Raw genomic sequence first — 15,758 nt, forward strand, 5'->3', positions numbered from 1 at the left:
AAGCAATAGTTTTTTGGAAAGATAATTTTATGATAAAAGCAGGATTGTCGCGTTTTGTTTCGAGCAGCGCTATTATTTTAGCCGCTTGCACTTTTATAAGTGGTTGTAACTCTAATAAAGTTGCAAGTGAACCAACTATCACTGCAGAGGAATTGCGCGCTTGGTGCCCACCAGTCACCATGGATACTGATACTGCCTTTTATAATACCTATACACGTGGCGGCGATGGAAAAGCAGAGCAAGTAATTTATCAGGCAAATTTTGCCAATGTTACCCGCGCATGCCAATATCCAGCAGGGCATATTTCGATGACTGTTGCGGCAGCAGGCCGCATTGTACCGGGCCCCAAATTTGCGGGCGGTACAGTAACTATGCCTATTTTGGTAAAAGCAATTGAAGGAAACCGCGTCATTTACTCAAAAAAGCATAGCTATTCTGTACCTATTAGCAGTCGCACCGAAGCAACGCAATTTATCTTCAAAGATGATCAAGTTTCGTTCCCAACACCGCAGGGCAAAAATGTTAAGGTATTCATCAGCTTTGACGTAAAAGCTCCTTCACGCGCTGTAGTCGATACTTTTGGCTCTGTTGTGACTGAATAAGCAAATAAATAACCCACTAAATCAAGAAGCAGTCAAATGCATTCCATTTGGCTGCTTTTGTTGTCTAAATGGTAAAAAATTAATCTAAAAATACATTTTTTGAGGTTATCGTAGATACTAGGTTTTATTCTATGTATACGGTAAGTTAATCATAGTAGTTTTACTGTTGCAACAATACCATAGATAATCAAATTATCTATTTATACCAATATGATGATTGCATATTTTTAACGTGCGAATTATGGTTGGCCAATCTCCAATCATTGCCCACACCACTGGACTATATGCGTCATGATAAAGCATCTTTTTTTAACTGGCCTTGCCAGTCTTATCCTTTCATCCTCGGCTTTTGCAGCACCTGCAACTTCAGCATCAACTGGTGATCCCGCATTGTCACAGGTCAAAATACCTCCAGTTAACAGCTATAATATTTCTGAAAAATATCGTGCTCAAACTGTTGATTTTTCTGGCTATAAGCCAGGCACCATTGTTATTGATCCTAAAAACTATTTTCTTTATTATGTTGAATCATCAACAAAAGCACGCCGCTATGGTATTGCTGTTGGCAAGCAAGGTCTAGAATTCCAAGGCTCGGCCAAAATTAAATTTAAGCGCGAATGGCCACGTTGGATACCAACCAAGGATATGGTAAAACGCAATCCAACCCATTATGGTAAATTTGCTAATGGTATGGATGGCGGCCCTGGCAATCCGCTTGGTGCGCGCGCTCTTTATTTATGGCAAGGCAATAAAGATACCTATATCCGCATTCATGGTACGGTGCAGCCTTGGACAATTGGTTCATCTGCATCAAATGGTTGCTTCCGCATGGTCAATGAAGATGTGCTTGATCTTTATGACCGCGTGGAACTTGGTAGCGAAGTTATCGTTCTCTAAATTTATACCAACCAAATATTGCAAGCATTTTGCTTAGAGCATATCTATTTATTGTTAAAACGATAACATGCTCTAAGTTTTCCATTTCGAGGCATTGTGAACTTTTGCTGATTGCGATTTTTTGTTCATTGTTGGCTTTACAAATTACCAAGTTTTGTTTGTTATAAATAAGAATGAATTGAAATAGTTTTTGTTGACGATTTTTTAAAGCGGGGCCTCCCCGCTTTTTTGCTTTTAAGTTCACCTCACGTGGACAGCTAAGCCAGCTGACATTAGCAATATGATTAACTAAACGAGTTTTAAATACGAGACTTCTGTGCTCATTGCACCCCATATATATGCCACAAAAAGCCAGCCTGATAACTTGCATTTTAGACCATTAAAAAAAACGCAGTTTATAAATGTTAAATTGTCTATTTTTTCCTAGCAGAATCATAAAAAAATCATTATCAAAATAATCCCATGGCGCGATATGTTTTCATTACTGGCGGCGTGGTTTCTTCCCTTGGAAAAGGCATAGCCGCAGCAGCATTGGCTGCACTCTTACAAGCACGCGGATACCGTGTACGGATCCGTAAGCTTGACCCTTATCTTAACGTAGATCCAGGCACGATGTCGCCTTACCAACATGGTGAGGTCTTTGTGACGGATGATGGTGCAGAGACCGATCTAGACCTTGGTCACTATGAGCGTTTCACGGGACGCTCCGCCAACAAACATGACAATATTACCACTGGTCGTATTTACCGCAATATTATTGAGCGGGAACGGCGCGGTGATTATCTTGGTGGCACAGTTCAGGTCATCCCGCATGTTACTGACGAGATTAAGAATTTCGTCACATCGGGTAATGATGACTATGATTTCGTATTATGCGAAATTGGTGGTACCGTTGGTGATATTGAGGCAATGCCTTTCCTTGAGGCTATCCGGCAATTGCATAATGAATTGCCACGTCAAAGTGCCGTTTTTGTGCATTTGACGTTAATGCCCTATATTCCAGCTGCTGGCGAACTTAAAACCAAACCAACCCAACACTCGGTTAAAGAGTTGCAGGCACTTGGTATTGCTCCCGATATTCTTTTGGTGCGGGCAGATCGTCCTATTCCAGAAGCTGAACGGCGCAAGCTTTCACTCTTTTGCAATGTTCGTCCAACTGCGGTTATTCAAGCTCTTGATGTTACATCTATTTATGATGTGCCTATTGCCTATCATAAAGAAGGCCTTGATAACGAGGTTCTGGCAGCATTTGGCATTGATCCAGCTCCTAAGCCTCGGCTTGATCGTTGGCAGGAAATTATGGCTCGTACCCATAATCCTGAAGGCGAAGTAACCATTGCCATTGTTGGTAAATATACTGGCCTTAAAGATGCCTATAAGTCGTTGATCGAAGCGTTATCCCATGGTGGTATGGCTAATCGTGTGCGCGTAAACTTGGAATGGATCGAATCGGAAGTATTTGAAAAAGAAGATCCAAGTCCTTACCTTGAAAAAGTGCATGGCATTTTGGTTCCAGGCGCATTTGGTTTGCGTGGCGCTGAAGGTAAAATAGCTGCAACTCGTTTTGCGCGTGAGCGTAAGGTGCCGTTTTTTGGCATTTGCTTTGGCATGCAAATGGCCTGTGTGGAAGCCGCTCGTAATCTTGCTGGCATTGCTGATGCATCATCAACCGAATTTGGCACAACCGCCCACCCTATTGTTGGCCTTATGACCGAATGGGCAAAGGGCGAAGCTTTAGAAAAACGCTCTGCGGCTGGTGATCTTGGTGGTACAATGCGCCTTGGTGCTTATGAAGCACGCTTAAAAGAAGGCACACATATTGCCAGCATTTATGGCAAGCCGCTTATTTCCGAGCGTCATCGTCACCGCTATGAAGTCAATGCTGATTATAAACAACAGCTTGAACAGCATGGCTTGGTATTTTCTGGCATGTCACCTGATGGTCTCTTACCTGAAACGGTGGAATATGCAGATCATCCTTGGTTTATTGGTGTGCAATATCACCCAGAGCTAAAATCGCGGCCATTTGAACCGCATCCGCTTTTTGCGTCTTTCATAGCCGCAGCGATTGAGCAAAGTCGTTTGGTCTAATTTTATTAAAGCCAATTATTTTAGGCTTTAAGATTTTTATCAACTTTAAAAAGCGGCAGAAACTGCCGCTTTTTTTATTGGTTCTATGGCTAACATTTTTAACCTTCACAAACTCATCGCTTCTAGCTTCAAATCTTTTATTAAAGCCTTGGCTATTAGCATCACAGCAAGTGTGGGAAAACCTTTCATTAAAATGAATATAGCCTTTTAAATATTATAGGAACGTATTATGTTAGGCTTGAAAAAATCGAAAAGATTTATGGAGCAGGTATGCAAAACCCTAATTCCACTATTCAAGTTGGAAATGTAACATTTGATAATCACGCACCTTTAAGCCTTATTGCTGGCCCTTGCCAGATGGAAAGCCGAGATCATGCTTTTGACATGGCTGGCGCGTTAAAAGAAATCACCGATCGTTTGGGCATGGGGCTTGTTTATAAATCAAGCTTTGATAAAGCCAACCGCACCTCGCTTAAAGCACAGCGTGGCTTAGGTCTTGAACAAGCACTTGAAATATTTGCTGACCTTAAAAAAGAATTTGGCTTTCCTGTCTTAACCGATATTCACACTGAAGAACAATGCGCGGCAGTTGCCCCTGTTATTGACGTGTTGCAAATTCCCGCATTTTTATGTCGCCAAACCGATTTATTAATTGCAGCGGCTAAAACGGGCCGCGTTATCAATATTAAAAAGGGGCAATTTTTAGCTCCTTGGGACATGAAAAACGTTCTTGCTAAGGTAACTGAAAGCGGCAACCCTAATGTTATGGCTTGTGAGCGCGGTGTTTCCTTTGGTTATAATACGCTTGTTTCCGACATGCGCTCATTACCGATTATGGCAAGCTTTGGAGCGCCAGTTATTTTTGATGCCACCCATTCGGTGCAGCAACCTGGCGGCCTTGGCGGCTCATCTGGTGGACAGCGTGAATTTGTTGAGACTTTGGCACGTGCAGCAATTTCCATTGGCGTTGCCGGCGTCTTTATTGAAACGCATCAAGACCCAGATAATGCACCATCTGATGGGCCTAATATGATTAAATTATCTAATCTTGAAGCCTTATTAGAGCGTTTAATGGCATTTGATGCTTTAGCTAAAAAGTTTCAAAACCAGTAATAACCCATTATTATGACCATAACCGTCATTTTAACTTAAAAGAGCCAATCAATTAAAAAGGATTTTCCTAATGACTGCTATTATTGATATTGTCGGGCGCGAAATTTTAGATAGCCGTGGCAACCCAACAGTTGAAGTTGATGTTTACTTGGAAGATGGCTCTTTTGGCCGCGCAGCGGTTCCATCTGGCGCATCAACTGGCGCTCACGAAGCGGTGGAATTGCGTGATGGCGGCAGCCGTTATCAAGGTAAAGGCGTATTGAAAGCTGTTGCCGCAGTTAATGGCGAATTGCTTGAAGCTTTGGGCGGTATGGACGCTGAAGATCAAATTGCTATTGATGAAACAATGATCGCCTTGGACGGCACACCAAACAAAGCCCGTCTTGGCGCAAACTCCATCCTTGGCGTTTCGCTTGCAACTGCAAAAGCTGCCTCAATGGCTTGTAACTTGCCGCTTTATCGCTATGTTGGCGGCGCACAAGCCCATATTTTGCCAACCCCAATGATGAATATCATCAATGGTGGTATGCATGCAGATAATCCAATTGATTTCCAAGAATTCATGATCATTCCAGTTGGCGCACCAAGCTTGAGTGAAGCTGTGCGTTATGGCGCTGAAATCTTCCACACCTTGAAAAAGCGTTTGAAAGATGCTGGCCATAATACCAATGTTGGTGACGAAGGTGGCTTTGCACCCAATATTATGAGTGCCGAAGCTGCTCTTGAATTTATTGTGGAATCAATCGAGCAAGCTGGTTTTAAACCAGGCACTGATGTTGCCCTTGGTCTTGATTGCGCATCAACCGAATTTTATAAAGATGGCCAATATGTTTATAGCGGCGAAGGTAAAAGCCGCAATGCGCAAGAGCAAGCTGAATATTTGCAAAGCCTTTGCAATGCCTTCCCAATCATTTCGATTGAAGATGGTATGGCAGAAGATGATTGGGACGGCTGGAAATATCTTACCGACCTAATTGGCAAAAAATGTCAGTTGGTTGGGGACGATCTTTTTGTTACCAATTCCGCTCGCTTGCGCGATGGCATAAAAATGGGTGTCGCCAATTCGATTCTTGTTAAAGTTAACCAGATTGGCACATTAAGCGAAACTCTTGATGCCGTTGAAACAGCCCATAAGGCAGGTTATACTGCGGTAATGTCGCATCGTTCTGGTGAAACTGAAGATGCAACAATTGCTGATCTTGCAGTTGCAACCAATTGCGGTCAAATTAAAACAGGTTCGCTTGCGCGTTCTGACCGGCTCGCTAAATATAACCAGCTTATCCGTATTGAAGAAGAACTGGGCAGCCAAGCTCGCTATGCTGGCAAAAGCGCATTTCGCTTCTAATCAATTATTACACCATTAAAGTTTAAAAGCGGGGGAAACCCCGCTTTTTTGTACTAATACCTTAATGCATTATAAACTGCATTTTCGACTAACTTGCTTATATATTAATAATAAACACATTAAATAACAACAAGTTGCCTTAAACCGCTGATGTCCTATCGATTCGCCGGTTAATTATATTAAGAATCTCTAATAAAATAATTACCTAATTATTAAAGCAACCTATGATTTCAAGCGCCAAGGAGCGTAAATTAACTATAAACCTATAGGATTTTATCGCTAAATAGCTATATTTTTGTGTTGTTTGTGCAACAAAGCCATTTTAAGCAACATAGCAGGTAGCGTAACGCACAATTTTGCCTAGTTCCCGCCACAAAAACCAAGCAAGATGAATAAATCGTAAGATATTAGATTATAAATCTTGCGAAAAAAACAAACAAAAATTTATATCTTAGGTAGCAATGAAGTTTGTGTTTTAAAAAATAGTTGAGCATTACTCATAGTTAAAACACAAACTTAAATTATAATAGTTCAAAAGAAGCATAAAACTATTAGAGATGTTGGAAAGCAGTATATGATGGTTTATTTCAAAAAACAGACATTACCGGTTATCGGTATCATCCTAACACTAGGGATGTCGTCTGCTTTTGCACTTGACCCTTCAATTGACACTTCTAACGAAAATCCTTTTGAATCTTTTAAATCCGGCGTTACAGCCTATAAAAGTGGTCATAAGGATGAGGCCATCAAGTCTTTGCGTTATGCCGCAGATATGGGCCATACAGGTGCCAAGTGGAAGCTAGCCCGTATGTATGCTGATGGTGATGGTATCCATGAAAACGATACTGAGGCTTATGATTTATTTACTAAAATTGTAAATGACTCTATTGATCCTGGCTCGCAAAACGAAACCTATGTTTCTGATGCTCTTGTTGCCCTCGCTGACTATAATCGCAAAGGTATTCCTGGCAAATTGCGAGCTGATAAGGCAAAGGCCCGTAGCCTTTATGTGCAAGCAGCCTCCAATTATGGTAACCCTGAAGCACAATATAAGCTTGGCCGTATGCTGATTGATGGTGAAGGCGGTGACAAGAATCCAATGCAAGCAGCGCGCTGGTTCCAGCTTTCTGCTCGTAAAGGCAACCCTGCCGCGCAAGCCATGCTTGGCAATATGTTATTTCAAGCTGGCAAAACGGTACGTGGTTTAGCAATGATGACTGCCGCTTATGACCGTGCATCACCTGAGGATCGCGAGTGGATCCAGAAAATGCAGGAAAGCGCTTTTGCTATTGCAGGTGAGTCAGACCGCCGTACCGCCATTACTCTTGCTAATGACTTAATTAAAAAAGGCCAATAGGCTTTTTAAATTACGCGTTGAACAACATTGCCCGAACCAATTTTCTGGCATTTGGAATACTACGACGGCTTCTTTTTTTGAATTTTCAAAATACATCAATATTGATGAAAATTGCTGCTTGCAACAACGGTTCCCACCTGTGATATCCATCCGCAATTGCGGGGCATTGTTCAATTTAGTCTCACCTTTACAAAGCAATTGGATTAGCAATTTACAAAAGCTTCTTGCTATAAATTGCAATTAAACCGACTCATCAACGCCTTTAAACTCAGTTCACATTTTATTGAGCCACGCTTATGAAGCATCATCCAGCAAATGAGCGCCCTGCTCTACAATAGCTATATTGCGAATGGTTTTGCGCTAAGCATTTTTTTAGGCCGCTTTAACTGGTTGATTTATAGCTATTTTATAAACTCATATTCAAACTGTGATGCGGCTTACTAGCCATTTCAAACTGCATCAATATGCACCTTAAAGATGAGACTTGCATAAATGCTGAAAATTTTCTACATATTGTAAATGCAAATCATTAGCAATAAGGACTCATTTGATGAAAAAACTACTTCTTATGTTGGCGGCCGCTTCAAGCCTTGTGCTTATTAATGGCGCAGCTTTTGCTGAAAAATTTAAAGCCGTAACCACCTTTACAGTTATTGCCGACATGGCACGCAATGTTGCCGGCGATGCGGCGGATGTTGAATCCATTACGAGACCCGGTGTTGAAATTCACGAATATGAGCCAACCCCTGGCGATTTGCGCCGCGCCCAAGGTGCGGATCTTGTTTTATGGAATGGCCTTAACCTTGAATTATGGTTTGAAAAATTCTTTGAAAATGTCAAGGATAAGCCAAGCGTTGTAGTAACTAATGGCGTTGTACCCATGAGCATTAGCGAAGGTCCTTATGATGGCAAGCCAAATCCTCATGCTTGGATGTCGCCTACCAATGCGCTTATCTATGTTGATAATATTCGTGATGCTTTTGTAAAATACGATCCTGATAATGCTGAAATCTATAAGGCCAATGCTGAAAAATATAAGCAAGAAATTCGCGCTGCAATTGATCCTATACGCGCTGAATTTGATGCATTGCCAGAAAACCGCCGCTTCCTTGTCACCAGTGAAGGCGCATTTAGCTATCTTGCCCGTGATTTTGGTTTGAAAGAATTTTACATTTGGCCAATTAATGCCGATCAACAAGGTACGCCTCAGCAAATCCGCAAGGTTATTGATGAAGTTCGCACCAATAAGATTCCAGCCGTATTTTCAGAAAGCACTATTTCAGACAAGCCAGCCAAACAAATTGCTAAAGAAACAGGTGCGCTTTATGGCGGCGTATTATATGTTGACTCCTTGAGTGAAGCTGATGGTCCTGTGCCAACCTATATTGATCTTTTGAAAGTAACCAGCGCAACCGTTGCTAATGCTCTTAGTGAAAAATCTTCTAAGGAAGGCGAAACAAAGAAATGAATAATACCGGAATCGTTATGAGTGATGTCACCGTCACTTATCGCAATGGTTTTACCGCTCTTAAAAACGCAAGTTTTGATAGCCCAGAAAAAAGTATTACTGCGCTTGTCGGGGTCAATGGTGCCGGTAAATCAACATTGTTTAAAGCGATTATGGGATTTGTACAAGTGAGCCGTGGGACCATATCGGTCCTCGGCCTTCCTGTTAAAACAGCCCTTAAACAAAACATCATTGCTTATGTTCCGCAGAGCGAAGAAGTTGACTGGAGTTTTCCTGTTCTTGTCGAAGATGTCGTTATGATGGGGCGTTACGGCCATATGAATTTTCTGCGCATTCCCCGCGCAATTGACCGCAAGGCAGTTGATGACGCGTTAAAGCGCGTTAACATGCTGGAATATCGCAAAAGGCAAATTGGCGAATTGTCTGGTGGACAAAAAAAACGTGTATTTTTGGCACGCGCCATAGCCCAAGAAGCAAAAGTTATTTTGCTTGATGAGCCCTTTACCGGTGTTGATGTTAAAACCGAAGATCAAATCATCACCCTATTGCGACAAATGCGCGATGAAGGCGCAGTGATGTTGGTTTCAACCCATGATCTTGGCAGTGTCCCAGAATTTTGCGACCGTACAGTATTGGTTAAGAAAACCATTCTTGATTTTGGACCAACAGAAAAAGTTTTTACCCCGCAAAATTTGGAAAAAGCCTTTGGCGGCGCACTACGCGCCCGTGGGCTCGGTAGCATGGGCGAACATAATATCCATATTTTAAGCGATGATGAAAAGCCGCTAATATTTGCATCCAATAAGGTACACGCTAATAAAGACAGCGATAAAAGTGATAAGGAAACAGCAAGATGATTGATCTTTTGCTTGAACCTTTCACTTATGATTTTATGTTTACCACCGTTTACGTTACCTGCCTAATAGGAGCATTATGCGCGTTTTTATCGGCATTCTTGATGCTCAAAGGCTGGTCTTTAATGGGAGATGCGCTATCTCACTCCATTATTCCAGGTGTTGTTGGCGCCTATATGCTTGGTCTACCCTTTTCGCTTGGTGCTTTTTTTTCTGGTGGTCTTGCGGCCGGTGCTATTTTGTTTCTTAATGAGCGAACAAAGCTAAAGGAAGATGCAATTATTGGCCTTATCTTTACCTCGTTTTTTGGTATTGGGCTTTTCATGCAATCAAAAGCATCTATTCCCATTAAACTTGATGCAGTCATCCTTGGTAACCTTGGTAGTATTGCCACAGAAGATATTATTCAATTGGTCATTATCGGCGTTGTTTCCATTGCCATTATGCTGGTCATTTGGAAAGATTTATTAGTCACATTTTTTGATGAAAATCATGCACGCTCCATTGGTATTAACACGAAATTGCTGAAAATTATTTTCTTTACGCTTCTTGCAGCATCAACCGTTGCTGCTATGCAAACCGTTGGTGCATTTCTAGTTATTGCTTTAGTGGTAACCCCCGGCGCAACCGCTTATTTATTGTCAGACCGTTTTTCACGCCTTTTGCTAATTGCTATTGCCATCGGTGTTTTCACTAGTTTTTTTGGCTCCTATATCAGCTATTTTTTAAACGTGCAGCCCGGAGGATTTATCGTTCTTTTACAAACGGCTTTATTTATTATTGCCTTTTTCTTTGCGCCCAAGCACGGCTATATTGCCGCAAGACTAAAAGCCAAACAGGCATTGGAGGATGATCATGCTTGATATCCTATTAGAGCCATTTCAATTCGACTTTATGGTCAAAGGCCTATTGATTACGGTTATCGTTTCCATTCCAATGGCGTTTTTATCATGCTTTTTAGTACTAAAAGGTTGGGCATTGCTTGGTGACGCACTTTCACATGCGGTGTTCCCTGGGGTTGTCATCGCTTATATGGTGGGCTTACCTTTTGCAGTTGGTGCATTTGGCGCTGGTATTTTTACCGCTATGGTAACTGGTTTTTTACAAGCCAATAGCCGCGTTAAACAAGATACTATTCTTGGCATTGTTTTTTCGGGCATGTTTGCCCTTGGGCTGGTTCTCGTTACCACGATAGAAAGTGATGTTCATCTAACCCATATCCTATTTGGCAGCTTACTAGGTGTTAGCTGGAATGATGTCTTATCAACCCTTGGCATTTCTGTTTTCATTACTGTCATTTTAAGCATTAAATGGCGAGATTTCCAACTATTCATCTTTGACCCGATTGAAGCGAAAGCCGTTGGTCTTACTTTATGGATTTTACATTATGGCTTGCTTATCATGATATCGCTTGCAATTGTGGCAGCGTTAAAAAGCGTTGGCATTATTTTATCGATTTCACTCCTTATTGCACCAGGTGCTATTGCCTTTTTATTAACGCGCAAATTATCACACATGGTGCTAATCGCCGTAAGCCTTGGGGTTGTAGTGAGTTTTTTCGGCATTTATGCAAGCTTCTTTTTTGACAGCAGCCCTGCCGCGACAATAGTGGTTTTTGAAACAACTATTTTTATCCTTGTATTTATTTGGCATAGTTTAAAAAATCGCCGCAATACATTAATCGAGGAATAATTTAAAAGGCATTTTTGAAAAAAACACTTGTTGTTTTATAAAATGCCTTTTGAATTTATAAAAAACTAAAATTTCGCTGTTGCTCTTGTTTTCAATCAAAAAACAATTTTTTTAAAGCGCTCATCAATTTGATTTGTAGTTACGAAATATTCTAAACCACTTCACATAAGGAATAATTTACACTACATATAAATTATGAAGAATATAGATAATGCTGACAAGAAAAATTGCTTTTTAGGTGTTGAACGCTCGGTACTGGGTTATCGCTGGGTAGATCGTTTAGACAAAACCAATTTCAACGCTGTTTTAGCAATGACGCAAAAATACGGCATTCCTGACATGCTAGCACGTGTTTTGGTAGGACGCGGTATTGAAGAAGGCGATGTCAATCAATTTCTTGATCCAACCTTGCGCGATTCTATGCCTGATCCATCAAGCTTTGCGGATATGGATAAAGCCGCAACACGCATTGCCGATGCCATTATCAAGCGTGAAAAAGTTGCAATTCTTGGCGACTATGATGTTGACGGCGCTTGCTCATCTACCATATTGGCACGGTTTTTACGCAGCTTTGGTCTTTTGGTTGAAATTCATATTCCTGACCGTATTGTTGAGGGCTATGGACCTAATGATGATGCAATGGCACAACTTGTCCATAATGGTGCAAGCCTCATTGTAACAGTTGATTGCGGTTCTTTAAGTGAAGGGCCTATTGCGGTCGCTGCAAATCTTGGTGCTGATGTGGTGGTGCTTGATCACCACCAAATGGGCGATGTTTTGCCAAGCAAGGCCTTGGCTGTTGTTAATCCCAACCGCCCTGATGATTTTTCTGGCCATGGCTTTTTATGTGCGGCGGGGGTGGTTTTCATCACTCTTGCAGCTATTTCACGAAATTTACGCGCCCGGCAATTTAAAGGGCAAATGCCTGACCTGTTGGCATTACTTGACCTTGTCGCCCTTGCTACCATTTGTGACGTTGTGCCGCTGATCGGGGTTAATCGTGCTTTTGTGGTTAAAGGCTTACAAGTCGCCCGCAGCATGAACAATATTGGTTTTGCCGCCCTAGCAAAAGCCGCGCGTATTGGTGAGCCATTAAACACCTTTCATCTTGGTTTTTTAATTGGTCCACGCATTAATGCTGGCGGACGCATTGGCAATTCGGCCCTTGGTAGTATTTTGCTAGGTACCGATAATGGCGACCAAGCAACAAAAATTGCTCTTGAACTTGAAGGCTTAAATAGCGAAAGACAAGCATTAGAAGCGGTGCAGCTAGAAGAAGCAGAAGCGCAAGTTTTATTTGAATTATCGCAACAAACCACCGAGCCATCGGTGATTGTAGTCGCAAGCCCCGATTGGCACCCCGGTATTGTTGGGCTATTAGCATCACGTTTAAAAGAACGTTATCAAAGACCAGCCATTGCCCTTGCTATTAAGCCAGATGGGTCAGCAACTGGTTCTGCACGTTCTATCACTGGTTTTGATGTAGGCGATCTTATACGCCGCGCAGTTGAAGAGGGTTTAATTGAAAAAGGCGGCGGTCATATTATGGCGGCGGGCCTTACTATTAATGCCAGCAAAATCAATGATTTTAGAATTTGGTGTAATGCAGAAGCTAATAAGCGTGTTTTAACCTTACGCCAATCAGCAACCCTTGCCATTGATGGTGCAATTTCTGCTAGCGGCGCAACCAATGATTTTATTAAATTGCTAGAAAAAGCTGGGCCATTTGGTGCTGGCAATGATCAGCCTATTTTTGCAATCCCATCACATTGTCTTGTTGATGTGCGTGAGGTTGGAAAGGGACATGTTGCGGTAACTCTTGCCAATGCTGAAGGAAGAAAGCTTAAAGGCATTGCGTTTCGCAGCGCCAGTTCTGATCTTGGCACATTTTTATTGGCTAATCGCGGCAATTACATTCATATGGTTGGCAATTTATCGCTTAACTATTGGAATGGCTCCTATTCTCCGCAAATACGCATTATTGATGCCGCCCCTGCCTGATGAGGTCAGTGATAAACACTTTAGCTTTGCAAACAAAGTGCTTGTGATAGCGGTACTTAATCCCCATCTATAATTGGAATAATCATTGCAAAGGGCAGCGATTATTCTTAAAGTTTCATACATATTGCATTTTATCACATAAATTTCTGTTCACCCTATAAGGTTTATCATGGCAAAAATATTTCCAGCTATTGCAGCACCTGAAACGGCAAAAATTGCACAAAAATCTGTGCATCATGGCATTGAAAAAACTGATGAATATGCATGGCTACGCGCAGATAATTGGCAAGAAGTGTTTCAAGATCCATCAAAGCTTGACCCAGCTATTTTAGCGCAATTGCAGCAGGAAAATGCCTATCAGGCCGAAATGATGACCGGCACTGAAGAATTACAAGCCAAGCTTTTTGCTGAAATGAAGGGCCGCATCAAGGAAGATGACTCATCTGTTCCTGAAAAAGACGGCGAATTTGCCTATGGTTCAGCCTTTGCAATTGGCGGCGAGCAACCTTATTTTTTCCGCACGAAACGTGATGGTGGCGAACAATCTATTTATCTTGATGGCCATAAAGAGGGCGTAGATAAAGCTTATTTCCAGCTTGGCGGCGTTAGCTATGCACCAGACCATAAAAAATTCCTTTGGAGCTATGACGATAAGGGATCAGAATTTTACAATATTAAAATTCGTGATTTTGGTCGCGATAGTGACCATGATGAAATTTTGTCGCATACCAGTGGTGATGGAGTTTGGGATGCCAATGCCCAAGGTTTTTTCTATAGCAAATTAGACGAAAACCACCGCGCTAGCGAAATTTTCTATCACCGCCTTGGCACACAGCAAAGCGAAGATAGACTTATTTTCAAAGAAGAAGATAGCCGCTTTTTTGTTCAAGTTTCAGGCTCTGCCTTGGAAGATTATATTTTTATCAATCTGCATGACCATGAAACATCAGAAATATGGTATTTGCCAGCCAATGATCCATCAGCACAGCCAAAATTAATTAAGGCCCGTGAAACCGGTGTTGAATATGAAATTATTCCTGCTGGCGAGCAATTCTATATCTTGACCAATATGGATAAGGCACGTGATTTTAAAGTGATGGTAACGCCATCAGCGCAGCCAGAGCCAGAAAATTGGCAAGACTTCATTCCCCATGAAGAAGGCCGTTTGATTGTAGGCTTTGATGCTTATGAAAATTATCTTTTATGGCTAGAAACCCAAAATTGCTTGCCTGCAATTAAAGTTTGGAACCGTGCAACCAAGGATGTTCACTCCATTGCCTTTGATGAAGAAGCCTATTCCTTAGGGCTGCATGGCGCAGTAGAATATGATAGCGATATTATCCGCTTTTCCTATTCATCACCAACCACACCGCGCCAGCTTTTTGAATATGATTTGAGCTCACGGGAGCGTAACTTGCTTAAAGAGCAAGAAGTTCCATCAGGACATAATGCCAGCGATTATGTTGCCCGCCGTCTAATGGCTAAGGCACATGATGGTGAATTGGTACCATTAACCCTGCTTTACCGCAAAGATATTGCTCTTGATGGCTCCGCGCCATGTCTTCTTTATGGTTATGGTGCCTATGGTATGAGTATGCCAGCAAGTTTTAGCACTACGGTTCTATCGCTGGTTGATCGTGGTTTTATCTATTGTGTGGCGCATATTCGTGGTGGCAAAGAAAAAGGCTATCATTGGTATGAGAATGGTAAGTTAAAGAATAAAACCAATACATTCCATGATTTTATCACTGCCGGCCGCTATTTGGTTGAAAATGGTTTTACCTCGCATGAAAAATTAATGGCTTTTGGTGGTTCTGCAGGTGGTATGCTGATGGGGGCAATTGCTAATATGGCACCCAATGATTATGCTGCCATTGTTGCCGCTGTACCTTTTGTTGATGTTTTGAACACAATGCTTGATGCAAGCCTCCCCCTCACCCCGCCAGAATGGTCGGAATGGGGCAACCCAATCGAATCTAAAGATGATTATGATTTAATTGCCTCTTATTCGCCTTATGACAATGTTAAGCAACAAGCCTATCCGCCAATGTTGGTACTTGCTGGCCTAACGGATCCACGCGTTACCTATTGGGAGCCAGCAAAATGGGTTGCGCGCTTGCGTGAACGTAAAAGTGATTATAATCCTGTTTTATTCCGCATTAATATGGATGCAGGACATGCAGGAGCATCGGGTCGCTTTTCACGACTTGAAGAATGGGCCTATATGTATTCTTTCATGCTAAAAATTGTCAATTATGACATTTTGGCAGAAAAAATCTAAATAAAATAATTGAGCTATATCTCTATTCTGAGAGTAATTTAGCTTAGAAATTAAGGA

The 15,758-nt window shown here is 41.8% G+C and carries 13 protein-coding genes; 12 read left to right on the top strand and 1 reads right to left on the bottom strand.

Annotation, left to right across the window (positions count from 1 at the left end; translation table 11 throughout):
• Positions 1 to 29: 29 nt before the first annotated feature.
• Together N5852_RS09785 and N5852_RS09790 are read left to right on the top strand one after the other, a co-directional pair.
• The gene (locus tag N5852_RS09785) at positions 30 to 602 is read left to right on the top strand and encodes a hypothetical protein (protein WP_262097616.1); all 573 of its coding nucleotides are present in this window, start codon (positions 30 to 32) and stop codon (positions 600 to 602) included.
• 291 nt (positions 603 to 893) lie between these two features.
• The gene (locus tag N5852_RS09790; RefSeq protein WP_315973216.1) at positions 894 to 1,499 is read left to right on the top strand and encodes a L,D-transpeptidase family protein; all 606 of its coding nucleotides are present in this window, start codon (positions 894 to 896) and stop codon (positions 1,497 to 1,499) included.
• On the opposite strand, the gene N5852_RS09795 is transcribed toward N5852_RS09790, so the two are convergent.
• Entirely contained in the window at positions 1,486 to 1,833 is a 348-nt protein-coding gene (locus N5852_RS09795) for a hypothetical protein (RefSeq protein WP_262097617.1), read from the bottom strand. The two genes, N5852_RS09790 and N5852_RS09795, sit on opposite strands and share 14 nt — an antisense overlap.
• Positions 1,834 to 1,961: 128 nt before the next feature.
• On the opposite strand from N5852_RS09795, the gene N5852_RS09800 reads away from it, so the two are divergent.
• The 10 genes from N5852_RS09800 (at position 1,962) to N5852_RS09845 (ending at position 15,701) form a co-directional block, all read left to right on the top strand.
• Positions 1,962 to 3,590, top strand: a complete 1,629-nt coding sequence (locus tag N5852_RS09800; RefSeq protein ID WP_262097618.1) for a CTP synthase — start codon at positions 1,962 to 1,964, stop codon at positions 3,588 to 3,590.
• Between the two features lie 270 nt (positions 3,591 to 3,860).
• Positions 3,861 to 4,703 carry a 3-deoxy-8-phosphooctulonate synthase gene (gene kdsA, locus N5852_RS09805; RefSeq protein ID WP_182417222.1) on the top strand — a complete coding sequence of 281 codons (843 nt, stop codon included), beginning with the start codon at positions 3,861 to 3,863 and terminating at the stop codon, positions 4,701 to 4,703.
• Between the two features lie 70 nt (positions 4,704 to 4,773).
• Positions 4,774 to 6,048 (top strand): phosphopyruvate hydratase, encoded by a 1,275-nt coding sequence (eno, locus tag N5852_RS09810; protein WP_262097619.1) that lies wholly within the window; start codon positions 4,774 to 4,776, stop codon positions 6,046 to 6,048.
• 577 nt (positions 6,049 to 6,625) lie between these two features.
• Entirely contained in the window at positions 6,626 to 7,405 is a 780-nt protein-coding gene (locus N5852_RS09815) for a tetratricopeptide repeat protein (RefSeq protein ID WP_262099739.1), read from the top strand.
• A 550-nt stretch (positions 7,406 to 7,955) separates the two neighbouring features.
• Positions 7,956 to 8,873: a metal ABC transporter substrate-binding protein gene (locus N5852_RS09820; protein ID WP_410004210.1), complete on the top strand. Its 918-nt coding sequence runs from the start codon at positions 7,956 to 7,958 to the stop codon at positions 8,871 to 8,873.
• Positions 8,870 to 9,730, top strand: coding sequence for a manganese/iron ABC transporter ATP-binding protein (locus N5852_RS09825; RefSeq protein ID WP_262097620.1), 861 nt, complete (start codon positions 8,870 to 8,872; stop codon positions 9,728 to 9,730). Before N5852_RS09820 ends, N5852_RS09825 begins: the two co-directional genes overlap by 4 nt.
• Positions 9,727 to 10,590 (top strand): metal ABC transporter permease, encoded by an 864-nt coding sequence (locus N5852_RS09830; protein ID WP_262097621.1) that lies wholly within the window; start codon positions 9,727 to 9,729, stop codon positions 10,588 to 10,590. Before N5852_RS09825 ends, N5852_RS09830 begins: the two co-directional genes overlap by 4 nt.
• On the top strand, positions 10,577 to 11,419 hold the full coding sequence (locus N5852_RS09835) for a metal ABC transporter permease (protein ID WP_315973217.1): 843 nt from the start codon (positions 10,577 to 10,579) through the stop codon (positions 11,417 to 11,419). The genes N5852_RS09830 and N5852_RS09835 overlap by 14 nt, the downstream gene beginning before the upstream one ends.
• 195 nt (positions 11,420 to 11,614) lie before the next feature.
• A complete protein-coding gene (gene recJ / locus N5852_RS09840; protein WP_262097622.1) occupies positions 11,615 to 13,420 on the top strand; it encodes a single-stranded-DNA-specific exonuclease RecJ in 1,806 nt (601 codons plus the stop codon).
• Positions 13,421 to 13,589: 169 nt separating this feature from the next.
• The gene (locus N5852_RS09845; protein ID WP_262097623.1) at positions 13,590 to 15,701 is read left to right on the top strand and encodes a S9 family peptidase; all 2,112 of its coding nucleotides are present in this window, start codon (positions 13,590 to 13,592) and stop codon (positions 15,699 to 15,701) included.
• Positions 15,702 to 15,758: the final 57 nt, after the last annotated feature.

The sequence above is a fragment of the Bartonella sp. HY328 genome (genome assembly GCF_025449335.1).
Lineage (GTDB): Bacteria > Pseudomonadota > Alphaproteobacteria > Rhizobiales > Rhizobiaceae > HY038.

Excerpts from the sequence above, each read along its gene's own strand:
- eno (WP_262097619.1), top strand. The coding sequence starts at position 4,774 with ATGACTGCTATTATTGATATTGTCGGGCGCGAAATTTTAGATAGCCGT.
- N5852_RS09845 (WP_262097623.1), top strand. The coding sequence starts at position 13,590 with ATGGCAAAAATATTTCCAGCTATTGCAGCACCTGAAACGGCAAAAATT.
- N5852_RS09785 (WP_262097616.1), top strand. The coding sequence starts at position 30 with ATGATAAAAGCAGGATTGTCGCGTTTTGTTTCGAGCAGCGCTATTATT.
- N5852_RS09830 (WP_262097621.1), top strand. The coding sequence starts at position 9,727 with ATGATTGATCTTTTGCTTGAACCTTTCACTTATGATTTTATGTTTACC.
- N5852_RS09790 (WP_315973216.1), top strand. The coding sequence starts at position 894 with ATGATAAAGCATCTTTTTTTAACTGGCCTTGCCAGTCTTATCCTTTCA.
- recJ (WP_262097622.1), top strand. The coding sequence starts at position 11,615 with ATGAAGAATATAGATAATGCTGACAAGAAAAATTGCTTTTTAGGTGTT.
- N5852_RS09835 (WP_315973217.1), top strand. The coding sequence starts at position 10,577 with ATGATCATGCTTGATATCCTATTAGAGCCATTTCAATTCGACTTTATG.
- N5852_RS09820 (WP_410004210.1), top strand. The coding sequence starts at position 7,956 with ATGAAAAAACTACTTCTTATGTTGGCGGCCGCTTCAAGCCTTGTGCTT.
- N5852_RS09800 (WP_262097618.1), top strand. The coding sequence starts at position 1,962 with ATGGCGCGATATGTTTTCATTACTGGCGGCGTGGTTTCTTCCCTTGGA.
- kdsA (WP_182417222.1), top strand. The coding sequence starts at position 3,861 with ATGCAAAACCCTAATTCCACTATTCAAGTTGGAAATGTAACATTTGAT.
- N5852_RS09825 (WP_262097620.1), top strand. The coding sequence starts at position 8,870 with ATGAATAATACCGGAATCGTTATGAGTGATGTCACCGTCACTTATCGC.
- N5852_RS09795 (WP_262097617.1), bottom strand. The coding sequence starts at position 1,833 with ATGGGGTGCAATGAGCACAGAAGTCTCGTATTTAAAACTCGTTTAGTT.
- N5852_RS09815 (WP_262099739.1), top strand. The coding sequence starts at position 6,626 with ATGGTTTATTTCAAAAAACAGACATTACCGGTTATCGGTATCATCCTA.